Raw genomic sequence first — 20,317 nt, 5'->3', positions numbered from 1 at the left:
AGGGTATAGCAGGAAACCACCCATTTGCGTCATCCAGCTACCAAAAAAGGGCGCCCGGTTGAACGGACGCCCTTTCCTTCGTGACGCTATGGGAAGCGCTTTATGCCTTATAGACCTTGTCCACGGCGGCGCGGAACTTGGCCATGTCGTCGGCGGAACCCACGGTCACGCGCGAGACGGTGGGCCAGATCGCCCAGCTGCGGCCGATCTGCACCTTTTCCGGGGCGGCGAGCAGGGCGGCCTGCATCTCCTTGGCCGGCTTCTTCCAATCGACCATGAACATGTTCGCCTGGCTGCCGGGATGGACGTCGAGGCCCTTCTTGGCCAGCCATGCGATGGTTTCTTCCCGATTGGCGATCATTTCGGCGCGGCGCGCCTTGATGAGGGCGGCTTCCTTATAGACCGCATTGCCGCAGTGCATGGCGGTGATGGCCAGGCCCCCGGCCGACGGGCCGAACAGCGAGATGCGCTTTTGCACTTCGGGATCGGCGAAGGTCAGGCCAAGGCGCACGCCGGCCATGCCGAACAGCTTCGAGAAGGTCCGCATGACGATGATGTCCTTGCGGGTGCCGATCAGCGTGGCGGCGCTGGGGGCTTCCGAGAAGTGGAGATAGGCTTCGTCCACCAGCAGCATGGCGTCGGCGGGCTTGTTGTCCAGCAGCCACTTGATGTCGGCCAGCGGCGTGATCGTGCCGGTCGGGTTGTTGGGCGTGCAGATATAATAGAGGCCCGCATTGGGATTGGCGGCCAGCATCGCTTTTACGTCATGGCCCTTGCCGATCGCCTGGGGCGCCTTGGCGATAGGGGCCTTCATGTAATCGGCGGTGCGCCAGGCCGATTCGAAGGTCGGGTCCGCGGTGACCAGACCCTTGGTCGGCGAGCAATAGGCCGCCACGATGCTGACTAGCGGGCCGCCTGACCCTGGCCAAGGCATGACCTGCGCTTCGGGGATGCCTTCGACCGTGGCGACGGTCTTGATAAGGTCGCCCTTATAATTGTCGGGATCATACCAGTTGCCGAACGAAGCGGCTTCGGCGGCGGCCTGAACGCCCGAAGGGAAAGGGCCGGTCCAGCATTCGTTGGCGCCGATGCGCACCGCGCCCTTGACGCCGCGTCCGGCCTGTTGCTGCGCGTGGGCCGCGCCGCCCAGCAGCGAGCTGGCGGCGACGCCGGCGCCGAGCAGCGCGGCGACTTCACCCAGTTGGCGGCGCGAATAGCCGCGCTCGATCATATCGTCCTTGGCGTCTTTGGTCAGCATCATGGTCATGTCGTCCGTCCCCGTCTGATTTCGGTTTCAAATCTCATGAGGGAAAACGAAAGGGCGGCGCATTTCCACAATGCGCCGCCCCGTATTTTCGCAATTTTTATGCGTTTGCCAGCGCTGAGACGACTAGGCCTTCCAAACCTTGTCGATCGCCGCGTTGAAGGCTTCCATTTCGGCCATCGAGCCGACCGACACGCGCGAGACGTTGGGCCAGATGGGCCAGCTGCGACCGATCTGCACATTGGCGGCGAGCAGGGCGGCCTGCATGTCCTTGGCCGGCTTGCCCCAGTCGATCATGAACATGTTCGCCTGGCTGCCGGGGATGACCTTGATCCCCTTGGCCTTCAAATGGCTGACCGACTTTTCGCGGGCGGCGACCATTTCGGCGCGGCGCGCCTTGATGAGCGCGGCTTCGCCGACCGAAGCGGTGCCGCAGGCGACGGCGGTCATCGGCAACATGCCGGTCACCTGGCCGCCGTCATAGCGCATCATCTTTTCCATCAGCGTGGGACTGGCGAAGGTAAGGCCCAGGCGCATGCCAGCCATGCCGAACAATTTGGAGAAGGTCCGCAGGATCAGCACGTCGTCGCGGGTGGCGGCGAGTTTGGCGGCATTGGGTCCGTCGACCCAGTGGATATAGGCTTCATCCACCACCAGGATCGAATCCTTGGGCTTGTTGTTGGCCAGCCATTCGATGTCGGCGATCGGCGTGACGGTGCCGGTCGGGTTGTTGGGCGAACAGATATAATAGACGCCCGCATTGGGGTCCGCCGCCAGCATCGCCTTGACGTCATGGCGGTAATCACTGGTCAGTGGCACCTTCGTCACCTTCGCGCCGATCCAGTCGCCGGTGCGCCAGATCGCTTCATAGGTGGGGTCGGCGGTGACGATGCTGCGCGTGGGCGAGGCGTAGGCGATGGCGACGCGGCTCAACGGGTCGGACGAGCCGGGCCACGCGACGATGCGGTCGGCGGGTATGCCTTCGACCGCCGCGACGGCATCGAACAATTTCTGATGTTCATTGTCCGGTTCGTAGCGGTTGCCTTCCTCCACCAGTTTGAAGGCGGCCTTGGCGGCGACGGGGAAGGGGCCGGTCCAACATTCGTTGGCGCCGATGCGCACCGCGCCCGCGACGGGCTTGGCCGCCTGCTGCGCGCCTGCGCCGGTCACGCGGATGGCGGCGGCACCCGCGCCGAGAAGGGCGGCGACCTTCGCCAGTTGGCGGCGCGAATAGCCGCGATCGATCAGATCCTGTTCCACTGCCGGTTCAAATTGCGTCGCCATGATCCCTGTTCTCCCTGCAAGCCCATTGAAGGACTCTTCACTTGCTGGACGATTGTACAGAATGTTTCCGCCATGCAAATACGTCCTGTCGAACATTATTGCCGACGCAGGGAACCGAAACGCCTTGGAAAGCCGGGCGTCAATCTGATAGCGCAATATTATGCCCAGCACACCCGCAGCCGCCGCCCGCCAGATCCTCATTCGCCTGCAGGAGGTGATGGCTGCGCGCAACAGCGCGCAGGCGAAGCTGAACAAGGTTGTGGAGATTATCGGCGAGTCGCTGTCGAGCGAAGTCTGTTCCATCTATCTGGTGCGCGAAGGCGTGCTGGAGCTGTTTGCGACCCGCGGTTTGAAGCAGGAAGCGGTGCATGTGACACGCATGGCGATGGGGGAGGGGCTGGTCGGCCTGATCGCCACCAATGTCGAGACGCTGAACCTGGACGAGGCGGCGTCGCATCCCGACTTTTCCTATCGCCCCGAAACCGGCGAGGAACTCTTCCACAGCTTTGCCGGCGTGCCGATCGTGCGGCGCGAGCGGGCGATCGGCGTGCTGTGCGTGCAGCATGCCGATCCGCGCAAATATGAGGAAGTAGAGATCGAGGCGCTCCAGACCGTCGCGATGGTGCTGTCCGAACTGATCGCCAATGCCGAGCTGGCCGATGACGGCCAAGCCGAATTGCGCGTGACCGACACGGGCACGACGCTGCTGCACGGGTTGCAACTGGTGATGGGCATGGCGCGGGGGCATGTCGTGTTTCATCAGCCGCGCGTCCATATCGAACATACGGTGGCGGAGGATACCGAGGCGGAGCGGGCGCGCGTCATTTCCGCCTTCGCCAAGATGCGCGAGCAGATCGACCGGATGACCGGCGCGGCGGAATTCGGCATGGAGGGCGAGCATCAGGAGGTGCTCGAAACGTACAAGATGTTCGCCTATGACGAAGGCTGGACGCGGCGCATCAACGAGGCGATCGACAGCGGCCTGACCGCCGAAGCGGCGATCGAGCGGGTGCAGCAGCGCACCCGGATGCGGATGCGGCAGATCGACGATCCGCTGCTGTCCGACCGGATGCACGACCTGGAGGATCTGGCCAACCGGCTGCTGCGGATCGTATCGGGGCAATTGGGCACGGCGGCGCAGATGGGGCTGCGGCAGGACGCCATCCTGATCGCGCGCAATCTGGGCCCGGCGGAATTGCTGGAATATGACCGGCGGCGGTTGAAGGGCGTGATCCTGGAGGAAGGGTCGCTGACCGCCCATGTCACCATCGTCGCGCGCGCCATGGGCGTGCCGGTGCTGGGCCGGGTGCGCGACATTCGCCATCTGGTGAATGAGGGCGACCTCATCCTGATGGACGTTAACGCCAATGCGCTGCTGATCCGCCCGACCGCCGACATGGAGGAGGCGTTCGAGAACAAGCTGCACGTGACGCAGAAGCGGCGAGCAGAGTTTGTCGCGATGCGCGACCTGCCGTCGGTGACGGCGGACGGGCAGCGGGTCGAGTTGATGGTCAATGCCGGCCTGCGCGAGGATGCGCAGGCGCTGGACATGGTGGGTGCGGACGGTATCGGCCTGTTTCGCACAGAGTTTCAGTTCCTGGTGTCGGCGACGCTGCCGCAGCGCGAAAAGCAGCAGCGGCTTTACAAGGATGTGCTGGACGCCGCGGGCGACCGGCCCGTCATCTTTCGCACGGTCGATATCGGCGGCGACAAGGCGCTGCCCTATATGCAGCGGGACGATGACGAGCATGAGGATAATCCGGCGATGGGCTGGCGCGCGCTGCGGCTGGCGCTGGATCGTGATGCTTTGATGAAGGCGCAGGCGCGCGCGTTGCTGGAGGCGGCGGCAGGTAAGGTGCTGCACGTCATGTTCCCGATGGTGTCGGAGCCGTGGGAATATGAGGAAGCGCGCGCTCTGGTCGAACATCAGCGCGAATGGTTGCTGGCGCGCAAGAAGAAGTTGCCGATCGCGGTGCGCTATGGCGCGATGCTGGAGGTGCCGGCGCTGGCCGAGGTGCTGGATATATTGCTGCCCAAGCTGGATTTCCTGTCGATCGGCACCAACGATTTGACCCAGTTCCTGTTCGCCGCCGATCGCGCCCATCCCAAGCTGGCCGAACGCTATGACTGGTTGAGCATCGCCATCCTGCGCTTCCTGGACCGGGTGGTGAGGACCTGCGGCGAATATCATGTGCCGGTCGGCGTGTGCGGCGAAATGGGCGGCCGCACGTTGGAGGCGATGGCGCTCATTGGGCTGGGCGTGCGGCGGCTGTCGATTACTCCGGCCTCGGTCGGCCCGGTCAAGGCGATGATCCGCGCGATCGATGCGGAGGAACTGCGAACGCTGATGCGCGAACTGCTGAACGGCGGGGTCATCGACATTCGCGGGCGGCTGACGCAATGGGCGGTCGAACGGAACATCGAACTGAGCTGAAATGGGCGGACGCGGCGTTGACAACGCCCGTCCCGCAATGAGACAAGGCCGATCAAAGCAGGTCGCGGAGCAGCATGGCAGACGAACCCGAATTCGAAACCGGCGTAGAGAATGCGCCGGAAGCGCAGCCTTCAACCCCCGGCGCCAAGCTGCGCGTCGCGCGGGAGGCGCAGGGCCTTTCGATACAGGATGTCGCTACCCGCACGCGTATCGCCCAGCGTCAGCTGGAGGCGGTGGAGCGCGACGATTATGCGGCGTTGCCCGGTATTCCCTACGCCGTCGGTTTCGCCCGCGCCTATGCCCGCGCGGTCAATCTGGATGAGGTGGAGATCGCGGCGCAGGTGCGCCATGGCGTCCATAATAGCGACATGGGCGCGCGGTATGAAGCGTTCGAGCCGGTCGATCCGGCGCGAGTGCCATCGCGCACGCTGGCCTGGACCGCTGCGCTGATCGTCGTGCTGTTGATCGCGGGCTTCACGATCTGGCGCACGCAGTTGTTGACCCCGCCGACGGGCGAGGAGATCGCGCAGGAGCAGGCCGCACCCGCCGTCGCCCGCCCCGCCGGCGCTGCGCCGGTCGCGCCCGCCGCCCAGCCGGTGGTATTCACCGCCATCGACGATGTCTGGCTGCGTATCGTCGACGAGGCTGGCGAACGGTTGAAGGACGGCATTTTGAAGAAAGGCGAAATCTTCACTTTGCCCGCCGGCGCGAAGGGACCGACCATATTGACAGGCCGCCCCCAGGCGCTGAGCGTGACGGTAGGCGGCAAGCCGATACCACCCCTTGGCGCGGCCGATCGCACCATTGCCGACGTGCCGGTCAGCGCAGAGGCGCTGCTGGCGCGCGGCGCAGCCCCCGCGGCTACCACGGCCACGCCGGCATCGGGTGCATCCGCGTCGCCCGCGCGCCCCGCGCAACGGCGGAGCGCGCCAGCGTCCGTTGAGGGAAGCGCGCCGACAGCGCCCGCGCCCGTTGCGCCTGCTGGCGACAGCGCCGCCGCTCCGCAGCCCTGACGCGCGCTGCCGGGATTGCAGGCGACGTCGCGCTTTACCGCGCGAAATAACGGCTTATGGTTAAGCCAGTGGTCCGATTCTGACATTCGATACCGTTTGAAGCCAAGTCGCGCTCGAATGTCAGAATAGTTTCGGACCACTGGACGTCTTTAGATTCTAGTGGATTTTACGATTTCGACATTTGCAGACCCATCCCAGCCGCCAAGGGATGCAAATGTCAAAATCAATCCACCAGAAATATCAGTCGGGGATCATCATGCGTAGTAACGCCTTTCTTGCGACAACGGCGGTCCTGCTGGCCGTCGCCCTGCCTGTCATGGCCTCGCCTGTCATGACTCTGCCCGCCGCGGCGCAGAATGCGCCGGTTGAAGTCAGGGTGGATCGGCTGGAAAAGGAAATGCGCGCCGTGCAGCGCAAGGTGTTTCCCGCCGGCACCCCGATCGAGGCGGAAATCAGCCGTCCCGTCACGCCCACGATCGCGCCCGGATCGCCCGCCTCCACGCCGATCGCGGACTTGACGTCGCGCGTCGGTGCGCTGGAATCGCAGCTTGCGTCGATCACCGGCCAGGTGGAGGAGAATAGCTACAAGCTCCGCCAGCTGGAGGAAGCGTTCAACAAATATAAGGCAGAGAATGACGCGCGTCAGGCCGAGCCTGCGCCCGTCGCAGCGCCGACACCCCGGCCGTCTGCGTCCGTGCCGGCGGAGCCTGCGCCGGTGGCCGCAGCACCCAAACCCGCACCGCCCAAACCAGCGCCTGCCGCCGCGCCGCCGGTCGCCAGCGAAGCGCGCAAGGCCGCCGTCGCGGCGGTGGAGCGGCCCGACACCGGCGATGCTGCCAGCGACGCCTATAATTATGGCTATCGGCTGTGGGACGCCAAATTCTATCCTGAAGCACAGGCCCAGTTGAAGGCGACGGTCGAGAAATACGGCGCAAGCCCAGTCGCCAGCAAGGCGCAGAACCTGCTGGGCCGCGCCTATCTGGACGATGGCAAGCCGGCGCTGGCGTCGGTCGCCTTTTATGAAAATTACCAGAAGCGCCCGCGCGGCGACCGCGCGCCCGATAGCCTGGCCTATCTGGGCGACGCGCTGATCCAGCTCAAAAAGCCCGCCGACGCCTGCAAAGTCTATCAGGAGTTGGAACAGGTCTATGGCGACAATCTGTCCTCCACCCTGCGCGGCCTGATGACCGCGGGCCGCGCGAAAGCGAAGTGCAGCTGAGCAACGATGCGACCGCGCTGGTAGCGCGGCTGGACGCTGCGACGCGGGCGCTGGTCGGGGATGTGTCCGTAGCCCGGTTCGGCGTCGCGGTTTCGGGCGGGCCGGACAGTATGGCGCTGCTGTGGCTGGCCGCCCGCGCCTGGCCGGGGCGGGTTGCGGCGGTGACGGTCGATCATGAATTGCGCGCGGAGTCGGCGGAGGAGGCGGCCATGGTCGCGCGCTGGTGCGCCGATCAGGGGATAGCCCATGCGACGCTGACCCCCGACCGGCCGGTTACGGGTAATGTCCAGGCATGGGCGCGGGCGCTACGCTATGGGTTGATCGAGGCGTGGCGGCGCGCGCAAGGGATCGACTGGATACTGACCGCCCATCATGCCGACGACCAGCTGGAAACCATGGTGATGCGGCTCAATCGCGGATCGGGCGTGGGCGGGCTGGCAGGGGTGCGGGCGCGATCGGACGGGGGTTCGGGCCGGGTGATCCGGCCGCTGCTGGGCGTGCGCAAGGCGGCGTTGCAGGCGCTTGTCGATGCGGAAGGGCTGCCCCATGTCCATGATCCGTCCAATGCCGATCCGCGCTTCGACCGGGCGGCGTTGCGGGCGGCGTTGGCGCAGGCGCCCTGGCTGGATGTCGAGGCGGCTGCGCGCAGCGCCGCGGCCCTTGCGGAGTCGGATGAGGCGATTGCGTGGAGCGTGGCGATGCTGGCGCAGGCGCATGTGCGGGTGGACGGGGGCAGCTGGCGGCTGGAGCGTACCGACTTGCCGCGCGAATATCTACGGCGATTGCTGCTGCTCATGCTGGATCGAGCGGGCGCGCCGCCACCGCGCGGCGATAGTTTGGATCGCGCCATCGCCGCCGCCGCCGCTGGTGGAAAAGCGAGCGTTGGCGACTGGCTGGTGGAGGGTGGAGCAAAGTGGACTCTGTATCCAGCGCCGCCACGCCGCACGCGCTAGATATTGTTACGCAAAAGTTCCACATATTGTCGTGATAGCCCCACAGTTCGCCGATTTGACGCGGCGCAATGACCTGTCTTTAAGGGTTTTGATAGCTATCATGCGACCTTTCTAGCGGGGAATCTGGTGCATGGTGGAGTTTGCGGCCCTGACCTATGGCCTGTTGGCCAGTGTCATCCTTTCGGCGGCGCAGCGTAATCGCAGGCGGGGGCGGGCGCATCCGCCACTCCTGCTTTATATCGGCTATCTTCTGTGTGGCCTGTCGGGCGGATTGGCGCTCGCGCTTATGTACATAGCGCTGCGCCTTATCGGCGACGCATGAAATAGCGGCCGGGGCGCGACGGGGCCTGCTTGCGCTTTTGCTGATGCGCCCTATCTTGGCCGTTGAAAGCGAGTGATGATGAACGACGAAAAAGACCCGCCGGGCAACCCCTGGATCAAGAGCGCCATGATTTGGGCGGGCGTGATCGTCGCCCTGCTGATGTTCGTGTCGCTGTTCGACAGCCGGACCGCATCCAGTGCGGGGTCGGGCATCGCCTATTCCGAGTTCCGCTCCAAAGTGCAGGAAGGCCAGGTCAAGGACGTCGCGATTGCGCCGGACAAGATCAGCGGCACATTGTCGAGCGGGCAGAAGTTCACCACGGTGCCGGTCAATGATCCTGGCCTGACCGGCTTGTTGGACGACTATAACGTCAAATATTCGGGCCAGGCGCAGGATCAGCCCAGCTTTTGGCAGATCCTCATCTATCAATCGCTGCCGTTTCTGCTGATCCTGGGCATCGCCTTTTTCGTGTTGCGCCAGATGCAGAAGGGCGGCGGCGCGGGCGGCGCTATGGGTTTTGGCAAGTCCAAGGCCAAGCTGCTGACCGAAAAGCATGGCAAGGTGACGTTCCAGGACGTTGCGGGCATCGATGAAGCCCGCGAAGAATTGGAAGAGATTGTCGAATTCCTGAAAGACCCGACGAAGTTCGCGCGTCTGGGCGGCAAAATTCCCAAGGGCGCGTTGCTGGTCGGTTCGCCTGGCACCGGCAAGACGCTGCTGGCTCGCGCGATCGCGGGGGAGGCGGGCGTGCCTTTCTTCACCATTTCTGGTTCCGACTTCGTTGAGATGTTCGTGGGCGTTGGCGCGAGCCGCGTGCGCGACATGTTCGAACAGGCCAAGAAGAACGCGCCGTGCATCGTCTTCATCGATGAAATCGACGCGGTCGGCCGCCATCGTGGCGCGGGTCTGGGCAATGGCAATGACGAGCGCGAGCAGACGCTGAACCAATTGCTGGTCGAGATGGACGGTTTCGAGGCCAATGAGGGCATCATCATCGTGGCGGCCACCAACCGCCCCGACGTGCTGGACCCGGCGCTGCTGCGTCCCGGTCGCTTCGATCGCCAGGTCGTCGTGCCCCGTCCCGACATCGATGGGCGCGAGAAGATTCTGGCCGTGCACATGAAGAAGGTGCCGCTGGCACCCGACGTCGAGCCGCGCACGATCGCGCGCGGCACGCCCGGTTTTTCCGGCGCGGACTTGGCCAATCTGGTCAACGAAGCGGCGCTGACGGCGGCGCGGCGTGGCAAGCGGCTGGTCGCGATGAGCGAGTTCGAGTCCGCGAAGGACAAGGTTATGATGGGCGCGGAACGCCGCTCCATGGTCATGACCGACGACGAGAAGAAGATGACCGCCTATCATGAGGCCGGTCACGCCATCGTGTCGGTGCATGAACCCGCGTCCGACCCGATCCACAAGGCGACGATCATCCCGCGCGGCCGTGCGCTGGGCATGGTGATGCGCTTGCCCGAACGCGACAGCTACAGCTATCACCGCGACAAGATGCACGCGAACATGGCCGTCGCCATGGGCGGGCGTGTGGCCGAAGAGATTATCTTCGGCTATGACAAGGTGTCGAGCGGCGCATCGGGGGACATCCAGTACGCCACCAAGCTGGCGCGCGACATGGTCACCCAGTGGGGCATGTCCGATAAGCTGGGGCCGTTGCAATATGAAGAGCAGCAGGGTGAGACGTTCCTGGGCTACTCGCAGAGCCAGCGCACCCATATGTCGGACGAGACGGCTAAGCTGATCGACGCGGAAATCCGCGGGCTGGTGGAGCAGGGCTATAAGCGCGCGCAGGAGTTGCTGACGGGTCATGAGGACCAGTTGCACCTGCTGGCGAACGCCATGCTGGAATATGAAACGCTGAGCGGCGAGGAAATCCGGGCGCTGTTGGAAAAGGGCGAGATCACCCGCGACGACGGCACGACGATTAAGCCATCGGTGATCCCAGCGGCGGGGTCTTCGATCCCACGCATCCGCAAGCGCAAGGGGCCTTTTGGCGAGGCTTCGCCTGCCGGGGCTTGAGGGTTTCGGTTTGAGTTAGGGAAAGGGGGCGTGGCTGAGGCTGCGCCCTTTTTTCTGTGGTCAGCGTTAAGGGGCTGAAAGCGACCATTTCTGGCCGTTCGTGTTTGAAATCTCGGTTCCCACTAGCGGACATTGGGCTCCTGTCTCATAACCTGTCGCGGGAGCATAGGCAGAGCTATGACGAACGACCCTTTTCGAAAGATCGCTGATCGCTTCGATGCATGGAGCAGGGCGAGAATGGATATGAACCGCTATAGCCGCAGGATCATTGGCCATTTCAGCGGCACTTGCCTTCTGGTAGCAATAGTGGCGTTCTTTATGTGGATGGTGACTGTGGCGGACGTGATCCTGAATCTAGGCTGGGGATGGGATCAGCAAATAATCTGGATCGCGCCTATTATCTGTCTTGGCGCGCTAGCTACTCGTCTCGCGGGGCATATGATATTTCGTGCGCTTGGCGCAAGGAAGCCATAGGGCATCACCGAAAGTTGCCGGTCCCGAACCTACCAAAGATGGACCTACAGCAGCAGGTTGAATGGCCGGCAGGCGGATGCCCCGCTACCGTCACCCCAGCGAAGGCTGGGGTCTCAGGCGACGGTGCGCCACGTTGGAGTAAGTGCGATGTTCAACCGCTGGGTGCCCGCGCACGAGACCCCAGCCTTCGCTGGGGTGACGGAATTTTAACGTCTTTTTTGGCGAGAAGCCTCGCACAAATCCGCCAGTCCGCTTCCACCCCATTTTCGTCATTGCGAGCGAAGCGAAGCAATCCACTGGCGTACGCATGGATTGCTTCGCTTCGCTCGCAATGACGATGGTACAGGAATGGTGCCGACATTTGCGCTCTGCCTGTAGGTGAGCTGAAAAGGCGGGTCTCTCCCTCCATCCCCCTTCCGTAATAAAATCCCCCAAAGGGTCTGGCCGTCCGCGGCCATAGTGGTTACATGGGCCGCCACAAATCCCCCGGAAGCGCTGTCTTTTTCGGCGTCGGTTCCGCAGCAGAAAGTGGCTTTTTCCATGGACATCCGCCTTGGCCTCACCTTTGACGACGTGCTGTTGCAGCCCGGCGAATCCGATGTGCTGCCCAGCCAGGCGGACACGTCCACCTTCGTCACGCGCGAGATCAAGCTGAACATCCCTATCCTGTCGTCGGCGATGGACACGGTAACGGAAGCCGACATGGCGATCGTGATGGCGCAGTTGGGCGGGATCGGCGTGCTGCACCGGAACATGACCGTCGAGGAGCAGGCGGATGCGGTGCGCGCAGTGAAGCGGTTCGAAAGCGGCATGGTGGTCAACCCGATCACGATCCTGCCCACCGCGACGTTGGCCGATGCGCAGATGTTGATGCAGAAGCACAGGATCAGCGGGATTCCGGTGGTGGAGGCGAACGGGAAGCTGGTCGGCATATTGACCCATCGCGACACACGCTTTGCCGAAAATCCCAAGCAGCCGGTCAGCGAGCTGATGACCAAGGATAATCTGGCCACGGTCAAGGTCGGCGTGGGGCAGGAAGAGGCGCAGCGTTTGCTGCATCAGCGCCGGATCGAAAAGCTGCTGGTGGTGGATGCAGGCTATCATTGCGTTGGCCTCATCACGGTCAAGGATATCGAGAAGGCGGTCACCTATCCGCAGGCGACCAAGGACGGCACCGGCCGCCTGCGCGTCGCCGCCGCAACGACTGTGGGCGAAACGGGGTTGGAGCGGAGCCGCGCGCTGATCGACGCGGAATGCGATCTGATCGTCATCGACACCGCCCATGGGCATAGCCGCCAAGTGTCCGCTGCGGTCGAAGCGGTCAAGAAGCTGTCCAACCATGTGCAGGTGGTCGCGGGCAATGTCGCCACTGCCGAAGCGACCAAGGCGCTGATCGGTGCAGGCGCGGATTGCGTGAAGGTGGGCATCGGGCCAGGGTCGATCTGCACCACGCGCGTCGTTGCGGGGGTGGGCGTGCCGCAGTTGACCGCGGTCATGGATTCGGCTGAGGAAGCCGCCAAGCATGGCGTACCGGTAATCGCGGACGGTGGGCTGCGCACGAGCGGAGACCTGGCCAAGGCGCTGGCGGCGGGCGCGGGTTGTGTCATGGTCGGATCGCTGCTGGCCGGCACCGCCGAAGCGCCGGGCGAGACGTTCCTCTATCAGGGCCGCGCCTATAAGAGCTATCGCGGCATGGGCAGCGTCGGCGCGATGGCGCGGGGGTCCGCCGACCGCTATTTCCAGGCGGATATCAAGGACCAGATGAAGCTGGTGCCCGAAGGGATCGAAGGCCAGGTGCCGTTCAAGGGGCCGGCTAAGGATGTGATTCATCAGCTGGTCGGCGGCGTGAAGGCGGCGATGGGCTATACCGGCAGCGCGACGATCAAGGATTTGCAGGAACGCGCGCGCTTCGTGCAGATCACCAATGCCGGGCTTTCGGAAAGCCATGTCCATGATGTGACGATCACGCGGGAAGCGCCCAATTATCCGACGCGGTAAGCCTTTTCTTAATCCCCCTCCCTTTTAAGGGAGGGGTTAGGGGTGGGTGCGCCGCGCAGCGGTGCTTCTGCCCATATCGAAGAAGCAAGGCTCGCTTCGCTCGCACCCACCCCCGGCCCCTCCCTTAAAAGGGAGGGGGGAAGAACGGTATGACACCCTCCGCCCGTATCCAGGCCGCGATCGATTTGCTGGACGCCATCATCGCGTCGGCGCGCGATGGCGGGCCGGCGGCCGATACGCTGATCGCGCGCTATTTCAAGGAGCGGCGCTATGCCGGGTCGCGGGATCGGCGGGCGGTGCGCGATCATGTCTATGATGCGATCCGCCGCGCGGCTGAGCGGCCCGAAACCGGGCGTGCCGCGATGATCGGGCTGGCGCTGGAGCGGCCCGAGGTCGCTGCGCTGTTCGATGGATCGACTCATGCCCCCTTGCCGATCGAGCCGGGCGAGACGGGCGCGGCCGCCGGCGCGGTGCCGGGCTGGTTGCAACCGCTATTGGCGGAGAAAGTGGAGCAGGATGCGCTGTTGGGCCGCGCGCCAGTCGATTTGCGCGTCAATCGGTTGAAGGCGACGCTGGAAGCGGTCGCGCCCTTGCTGCCCGATGCGGTGCCAATCGCTGGCCTGCCGGACGGCTTGCGCCTGCCGGAAGGCTTTCCGGTCGAACAGCAGGCGGCGTGGAAGGACGGGCTGGTCGAGGTGCAAGACGCGGGCAGCCAGTGGATAGCGGCGGCGTGCGGGGTGCAGCCGGGCATGACGGTGGTCGATCTGTGCGCAGGGGCGGGCGGCAAGACGCTGGCGTTGGCGGCGGCGATGGGCGGGCCAGTGGCAGGTCGGGGGACATTGATCGCTGCCGACACGATCCGGTCGCGGCTGGCGCGGCTGGAACCGCGCGCGGCGCGGGCGGGCGCGACCTTTATCGAGACGATGTTGCTGGACCAGAGCCATGAGGCGCGGGGACTGGAGAGCCTGAAGGCCCAGGTGGATGTCGTGCTGGTCGATGCGCCCTGTTCGGGCACCGGCACCTGGCGGCGCAACCCGGAGGCGCGCTGGCGGCTGACGCCCGCGCGGCTCGATCGGCTGGTCGCGGAACAGGCCCGCATCCTCGATTTTGCAGCGCCCTTGCTGGCACCGGGCGGGGCGCTGGTCTATGCGACCTGCGCGCTGACCGAGCGCGAAGGGCGCGGGCAGATAGACGCCTTTCTGGCGCGCCATGCGGGGTGGACGGCGGAGCCGATCGACCTGCCCGTCGGCCGCGCCCATGGCGCCGGGCGGCTGCTGACGCCGGGGCATGACGGCAGCGATGGCTTCTTCTTTGCGCGGCTGCGCCGGGGGGCGTGAAACAGGCCATGGACAAGCGCCCGCAAAATCGCGACAGTCGGGGCGTGGGCTATGGGCCGAAATCAGCGCCTGAAACATGGCTGGAGATAGTAATGCGTTTTACCCCCGCCTCGATTGCGCTCGCCGTCGTCCTGACCACCGTGTCGAGCGTGGGCCTGAGCCAGAAGCCCGACAGTCAGATCAGCCCGCAGTCGGTCGAATGGCAGAAGGCGGGCGAGGCCGCGCACAAGGCCGGCAATCTGGAAGGCGCGAACGATGCGCTGGAAAGCGCGCTGGCGATCGATCCGCGTAACCGCGCCGCCTTTGTCGAACTGGCCGAGGTCGCACGCGCGCAGGGGCTTCAGGGCAAGGCGATCCGCCTCTACAAGGAAGCGCTGCTGCTCGACCCCACCGACGTCGCCGCCCTGGCCGGGCAGGGCGAGGCGATGGTCGAAAAGGGCGCGCTAGCCCGCGCCAAAGAGGTGCTCGCGCAGGCGCAGGCCTTGTGCAAGAGCGACTGCGCCCCGGTCGGCAAGCTGGCCGCGGCGATCCAGAAGGGGCCGCCCGCCGTTGCGATGACGAGCAAGGACGCGGTGACCGTGCCCAAGGCCGCGCCGACGCAAACGCCCTGAATATGACGGACCTGCGCCGCGCGCTTTGACTTCGTGGGCGTCGCGCGGCAAGGCCGGTCGGGCGGGTGCATGAGGCGCGCCGCTGAACCGCGGACGACCCATGCACTTCACAGATTTCGACGCCGACCTGTTCCTGCGCGACTATTGGCAGAAAAAGCCGCTGCTGATCCGCAATCCGTGGGCGGCGTGGGTGAACCCGCTGGAACCGGATGAACTGGCGGGCCTGGCCTGCGAGGAAGGCGTGGAATCCCGGCTGATCGGCCAGGGCGACGGGCGTTGGATGGTCGAACATGGGCCGCTGCCAGAAGACCGGTTCGGCGCGATGGAGCGTAGCCCCTGGACGCTGCTGGTGCAGGCGGTGGACATGCATGCGCCGCAAGTCGCGGCGCTAGTCGCGCCGTTCCGCTTCATTCCCAACTGGCGGATCGACGATGTGATGGTCAGCTACGCCACCGATGGCGGCGGCGTGGGCGCGCATTACGACCAATATGACGTGTTCCTGGTCCAGGGGCTGGGCCGGCGGCGTTGGCAGGTCGGCGGACGGTGCGATGCCGATACGCCTCTGCTGCTGCATGAGGACTTGCGTCTGCTCGCCGATTTCCAGCCCGAAGCCGAATGGGTGCTGGAGCCGGGCGACATCCTCTATGTCCCGCCGGGGGTGGCGCATAATGGCGTCGCCGTGGGGGATGACTGCATGACCTATTCGGTCGGTTTTCGTGCACCATCGCGCAGCGAACTGGTCGAGCAATTTTGCGCCCATATCGTCGGCGGCATGGAGGATGACGACCGCTATGCCGACCCGGACCTGACGAGGCAGGCCAATCCGGGCGAGATTGGCGCGGCGGCCCTGGCGCGGTTGCAGGCGATGGTAGCGAAGGCTTTGAACGACCGGGCTGCCTTTGCGCGGTGGTTTGGTGAATATAATAGCGAGCGCAAATATCCCGAACTGGACTTCCGGCCTGAAGAGCCGATCGCGGTCGATCATGTGCAGGCATTGGTGGCGGAGGGCGTCGCCCTGTGCCGCAATCCGGCGAGCCGCTTCGCCTTCGTGGCGGCGGGGGATGGCGCGGTGACGTTCTTCGTCGATGGCGAGAGCCATGATTGCAGCGGCGATGTGGCGGTGCTGGCACAGCAGATTTGTGCGGCGGACAGCATCGTGATCGATCCGGCCTTGAGCGGTGCTGACGCGGCGATGGCATTGGTGACGACCCTCTATAATGAAGGCAGCGTCAGTTTCCTGGCTGAGGATTGAGCGATCCGCACGCGGCTGAGGATCTGTGCGCGCAAGTGGCGGTTCGGGTCGCAGGAGGCCGCCCTGTCGGCGGCGTTGGCGGGCAGCGTGCCGCTGCGTTTCTATCGTTGCGACCGGTGCGGCCACTATCATCTGACCAGCCGGACTAAGGGCAAGCGCCTGATCCGGCCCGGCGGGGGCGATCAGCCGACCTGAACCTCACGCCACTCGCCCGGTTGTAGGCCATCGAGCGTCCAGTCGCCGATGCGCCAGCGCACAAGGCGCAAGGTGGGATGGCCGACCGCGGCGGTCATGCGGCGGACCTGCCGATTGCGGCCTTCGCGGATGGTGAGGCTGATCCAGCTGTCGGGAATCGCTTTGCGCACCCGGATCGGCGGGTTCCGGGGCCAGAGGTCGGGCGCGTCGATCCGTTCGACATCGGCCGGGCCGGTAAGACCGTCCTTCAAATCCACGCCGCGGCGGAGCGTGGCAATCGCGTCGTCGGTGACGTCGCCCTCTACCTGGGCCAGATAGGTTTTCGCGGTCTTATATTTGGGATCGGCGATGCGCGATTGCAGGCGGCCGTCGTCGGTCAGCAACAGCAAGCCCTCGCTGTCGCGGTCCAGTCGACCGGCGGGATAGACGCCCGGCACGGCGATGCAGTCCGACAGGGTCGCGCGCGCGGTGTCGGTGCCGCGATCGGTGAATTGCGACAGCATGTCATAGGGTTTGTTGAACAGGATCAGGCGGGACATGGGGGTTCCAGTCGGAAAGATAGCCGTTCGCTTCGAGCGCAGTCGAGAAACGAAGCAAAGCCGAGTTCAGCGCAGCTAAACGCTCGTGCGGCGCTACCCGCTTCTCGACTGCGCTCGAAGCGAACGGATGAAGGTTGTTTAACGGCTCAATATCCGGGCGATATCGACAAATTCCTCGACGCTGACGGTTTCGGCGCGGCGTTGCGGGTCGATGCCGAGGCTGTCCAGTGCTTCGAGCGCGCCGGGCAGGCCCTTGAGGCTCTGGCGCATCATCTTGCGGCGCTGGCCGAAGGCGGCGGCGGTGAGGCGTTCGAGATATTTGAGCTGCACGCCCTCAGGCGCGGGCTTGGGGGTGATGTGGACCACGGCCGACATCACCTTGGGCGGGGGGGTGAAGGCGCTGCGATGCACCTTCATCGCGATCTTCGCGTCGCTGCGCCATTGGGACAGGACGGCAAGGCGGCCATAATGGTCAGAGCCGGCCTTGGCGACGATACGCTCGGCCACCTCCATCTGGAACATCAGCGTCAGGCTGGACCACCAGGGCAGCGGCGACCAATCGGCGGACAGCCAGCCGACCAGTAGCGGCGTGCCGACATTATAGGGCAGGTTGGCTATGATATGGGCACCTGTCCCCGCCTCGGCATGGGCGTCGATCGCCATCGCATCACCGGAAATGACGCGCAACTGGCCGGGAAAGGCCTCCTCCAGTTCGGCCAGGGCGGGCAGGCAGCGGCGATCCCGCTCGACAGCGACCAGCTTTGCGCCAGCGCGCAGGATCGCGCGGGTGAGGCCGCCGGGGCCGGGGCCGACTTCGAACGTCGGGGCGTCGGTCAGCGCGCCGGGAATGGCGGCTATGCGGTCCAGCAGTTGTTCGTCGAGCAGGAAATTCTGGCCCAGCGCCTTGCTGGCGGCGAGGCCATGGCGCGCGATGACATCCCTGAGCGGCGGCAGGGCGGGACGGGTGTCAGCCATGGGCGATGCGGGCGCGGGCGGCTTCGGCCGCCATCTTGAGCGCGGCCATCATCGCGCCGGGATTGGCGCTGTCGGTGCCGGCGATGCCGAACGCGGTGCCATGGTCGGGCGATGTGCGCACGATCGGCAAGCCCAGCGTGATGTTGACGCCTTCGTCGAAATAGAGCGTCTTGATCGGAATCAGCGCCTGGTCGTGATACATGCAGAGCGCCGCGTCATAGGTTTCGCGGGCGCGGCTATGGAACATGCCGTCGGCGGCCAGCGGGCCGACAATGTCGAGGCCGTCTTCACGTAGCAGTTCGATCGCGGGCCGGATCACCTCGATCTCTTCCCGGCCGAGCGCGCCATTTTCGCCGGCATGGGGGTTGAGGCCCGCCACGGCGAGGCGGGGGCGGGCGATACCGAAATTGCGCTGCAATCCCTTGGCGGTGGTCAGTGCGCGGGCGCGGATGAGGTCGATCGTCAGCGCCGAAGCCACCTGTGCCAGCGGAATATGGATGGTGATCGGCACCACTTTCAAAGACGGACCGGCCAGCATCATCACCGCATTATGGGGCGACACGCCGCAGCGTTCGGCGACAAATTCGGTCTGCCCTGGATGGGTAAAGCCAACGCCGTAGAGCTGTTCCTTGCCCACCGGCGCGGTGACGATCCCGGCGGCGGACCCTTGTCGGGCCAAGCCGACAGCAACTTCGAGCGCCTGGAAAGCGGTGCGCGCGCCGTCGATGCTGGGGCTGCCCGGCACGATGTCGCCCGCGTCGGCGACCTGGAGGCAGGGGAGCGCCGTGCCGAACGCACCGGCGGCCTCCTCCGGCGATCCGATCATCGCGATCGGCCCCAGCCACACCGCGCGCAGCGAGGCGGCGTCGCCCACCGCGAAGAAGGGCGGCAGGCCGCGCGCTTCGCGCATCACCCAGCTTTTCGCGACGATCTCCGGCCCGATCCCGGCGGGATCGCCGAGCGACACCGCAAAGGGTGCGAGAGGCGCGGCGTCAGTTATATTCGATGACCGCATCACGACGAAGGTCACGCAGATAGATGCGTGCGCGCTTGTTGACCCTTTCTTCTTCCAGCTGGGCCTGGATTTGTTCGGCATTGGGCGCATTGGCCGACACCGGATCGTCGCGGCCACAGACCACCAGCACGCGCACGCCGTCGTCGATCGACCCGAAGGGCGGGGTCGATTGGCCCACCTGCAGGTTCATCAGGATGTCCTGCAGCTGGGGTGGCAGATCGCGCACCTTCACATTGTCGTTGTCCACCACGTCTGCGCCGATCTTCGACCCGACCTCATTGGCCTGGCCGCAACCCTTGATCTCCTTGATCGCGGCGGCGAAGCTGGCGGCCTTGGCGCTGGCCTGTTCCTTGGTCGTGCCTTTGGGGAAGAGAACGGAGAGCTGTTTCAGGCTGAGCAGCGAATCGCGCGGATCGGCGGTCAGCACCTTGCGCTTGTCCATGACGTAGAGCAGCGAAATGCCGCCGGCGACGTCGATCGGGCCGGCGATCTGGCCGACCTGCATCCCGGTCGCGGCCTGCGCCAGTTCCGGCGGCAGCTGAGCGGGACGGACCCAGCCCAGGTCGCCGCCGACCGCAGCGGTCGATGCTTCGGAAAATTGCCGGGCATAGGCGGGGAAGCTGCCGCCCTTTTGAATCTGTTCGATGATGTTGCGGGCGTTCGCGACGATCTGGTCGTGATTTTCCGGGGTCGCCGACAGATAGATTTCGCCGATCCGATATTCGTCCGCGCCTTTGGCGGCGTTGAGGCGGTCGATCACCGACTTCACTTCGTCTTCCGACACGTTGACGAAGGGCTGGATGTTGCGGCGTTGCAGGCGGCTCCAGGCCAGTTCGCCTTCGATCTGGCGCTTGATGCTGGCGGCCGAGCTGCCCTTTTCGCGCAGATAGCCGTCGAACTGGGTGGGCGACTGACGGAAATTGGCCGCTACGCGCTCATAGCTTTGCTGCACTTCGGCCGGATCGACCTTGATGTCGTTAGCGGCGGCTTCCTGGATCTGGAGCGTTTCGTCGATCAGGTTGCGCAGAACCTGCACGCGCAGTCGCTCCTTTTCCGCTTCTTCCACCTTGCCGCCATTGGCGGTGATAATGAGCGCGAGGCGCTGGTCGATGTCCGTGCCCGTTATGATCCGGCCGTTGACGATCGCCGTCGCCTTGCGGACATTGGGGTCGCTCTTGCCAAAGACGGTCACGTCCTTGGGCAGGTTGAGCTGCTGCGCGCCGACGGCGCCATCGTCATCGACCGTCTGGGCGAGAAGCGGCTGGACGCCGACACTGAGCAGCGCCGAAGACAGGAGCAGGGTGCGAAGGCCCGAACGGACGCCATGAAACAGGCTGATGGGCGAGGAAGCGACAGGCAGCATCGTCGGCAAAAATCTCCAATACGAACCGGCGCGTCATGCGC

General features: G+C 65.1%; 16 protein-coding genes. 10 read left to right on the top strand and 6 right to left on the bottom strand.

Annotated elements, in window-relative coordinates:
• Positions 1-100 precede the first annotated feature (100 nt).
• A complete protein-coding gene (locus CEQ44_RS17640) occupies positions 101-1,267 on the bottom strand; it encodes a pyridoxal phosphate-dependent aminotransferase (protein ID WP_088185465.1) in 1,167 nt (388 codons plus the stop codon).
• A 123-nt stretch (positions 1,268-1,390) separates the two neighbouring features.
• Entirely contained in the window at positions 1,391-2,548 is a 1,158-nt protein-coding gene (locus CEQ44_RS17635) for a pyridoxal phosphate-dependent aminotransferase (RefSeq protein WP_088185464.1), read from the bottom strand.
• Positions 2,549-2,708: 160 nt separating this feature from the next.
• Here CEQ44_RS17635 and ptsP point away from each other — a divergent pair, with 160 nt between their 5' ends.
• From ptsP to CEQ44_RS17580, 10 genes are all read left to right on the top strand, one after another.
• Entirely contained in the window at positions 2,709-4,982 is a 2,274-nt protein-coding gene (ptsP, locus tag CEQ44_RS17630; RefSeq protein WP_088185463.1) for a phosphoenolpyruvate--protein phosphotransferase, read from the top strand.
• A 74-nt stretch (positions 4,983-5,056) separates the two neighbouring features.
• Positions 5,057-5,995: a helix-turn-helix domain-containing protein gene (locus tag CEQ44_RS17625; RefSeq protein WP_088185462.1), complete on the top strand. Its 939-nt coding sequence runs from the start codon at positions 5,057-5,059 to the stop codon at positions 5,993-5,995.
• A gap of 214 nt (positions 5,996-6,209) precedes the next feature.
• Entirely contained in the window at positions 6,210-7,214 is a 1,005-nt protein-coding gene (locus CEQ44_RS17620; protein WP_373438201.1) for a hypothetical protein, read from the top strand.
• On the top strand, positions 7,205-8,167 hold the full coding sequence (gene tilS, locus CEQ44_RS17615) for a tRNA lysidine(34) synthetase TilS (protein WP_088185461.1): 963 nt from the start codon (positions 7,205-7,207) through the stop codon (positions 8,165-8,167). Before CEQ44_RS17620 ends, tilS begins: the two co-directional genes overlap by 10 nt.
• 130 nt (positions 8,168-8,297) lie before the next feature.
• Positions 8,298-8,489, top strand: a complete 192-nt coding sequence (locus tag CEQ44_RS17610; protein ID WP_088189900.1) for a hypothetical protein — start codon at positions 8,298-8,300, stop codon at positions 8,487-8,489.
• Between the two features lie 78 nt (positions 8,490-8,567).
• Positions 8,568-10,517 carry an ATP-dependent zinc metalloprotease FtsH gene (gene ftsH / locus CEQ44_RS17605; protein WP_088189901.1) on the top strand — a complete coding sequence of 650 codons (1,950 nt, stop codon included), beginning with the start codon at positions 8,568-8,570 and terminating at the stop codon, positions 10,515-10,517.
• Between the two features lie 1,014 nt (positions 10,518-11,531).
• Positions 11,532-12,989 carry an IMP dehydrogenase gene (guaB, locus tag CEQ44_RS17595; RefSeq protein WP_088185568.1) on the top strand — a complete coding sequence of 486 codons (1,458 nt, stop codon included), beginning with the start codon at positions 11,532-11,534 and terminating at the stop codon, positions 12,987-12,989.
• Between the two features lie 149 nt (positions 12,990-13,138).
• Positions 13,139-14,326 carry an RsmB/NOP family class I SAM-dependent RNA methyltransferase gene (locus CEQ44_RS17590; protein WP_088185569.1) on the top strand — a complete coding sequence of 396 codons (1,188 nt, stop codon included), beginning with the start codon at positions 13,139-13,141 and terminating at the stop codon, positions 14,324-14,326.
• A gap of 92 nt (positions 14,327-14,418) precedes the next feature.
• Complete coding sequence (locus CEQ44_RS17585) at positions 14,419-14,937, top strand: hypothetical protein (RefSeq protein ID WP_088185583.1); 519 nt, start codon at positions 14,419-14,421, stop codon at positions 14,935-14,937.
• Positions 14,938-15,037: 100 nt separating this feature from the next.
• On the top strand, positions 15,038-16,189 hold the full coding sequence (locus CEQ44_RS17580) for a cupin domain-containing protein (protein ID WP_088185570.1): 1,152 nt from the start codon (positions 15,038-15,040) through the stop codon (positions 16,187-16,189).
• Positions 16,190-16,371: 182 nt separating this feature from the next.
• Here CEQ44_RS17580 and CEQ44_RS17570 read toward each other — a convergent pair whose 3' ends face one another.
• From CEQ44_RS17570 to CEQ44_RS17555, 4 genes are all read right to left on the bottom strand, one after another.
• Positions 16,372-16,923, bottom strand: coding sequence for a pseudouridine synthase (locus tag CEQ44_RS17570; RefSeq protein WP_088185572.1), 552 nt, complete (start codon positions 16,921-16,923; stop codon positions 16,372-16,374).
• A gap of 138 nt (positions 16,924-17,061) precedes the next feature.
• Positions 17,062-17,898, bottom strand: coding sequence for a 16S rRNA (adenine(1518)-N(6)/adenine(1519)-N(6))-dimethyltransferase RsmA (gene rsmA / locus CEQ44_RS17565; protein WP_088185573.1), 837 nt, complete (start codon positions 17,896-17,898; stop codon positions 17,062-17,064).
• Entirely contained in the window at positions 17,891-18,913 is a 1,023-nt protein-coding gene (pdxA, locus tag CEQ44_RS17560) for a 4-hydroxythreonine-4-phosphate dehydrogenase PdxA (RefSeq protein WP_088185574.1), read from the bottom strand. Before pdxA ends, rsmA begins: the two co-directional genes overlap by 8 nt.
• Complete coding sequence (locus tag CEQ44_RS17555) at positions 18,891-20,276, bottom strand: peptidylprolyl isomerase (RefSeq protein WP_088185575.1); 1,386 nt, start codon at positions 20,274-20,276, stop codon at positions 18,891-18,893. Before CEQ44_RS17555 ends, pdxA begins: the two co-directional genes overlap by 23 nt.
• Positions 20,277-20,317: the final 41 nt, after the last annotated feature.

The sequence above is a fragment of the Sphingobium sp. Z007 genome (genome assembly GCF_900013425.1).
Taxonomy (GTDB): domain Bacteria; phylum Pseudomonadota; class Alphaproteobacteria; order Sphingomonadales; family Sphingomonadaceae; genus Sphingobium.
Note: the sequence above shows the minus strand (reverse complement) of the source record. Positions and strands in the feature narration are given on the sequence as shown.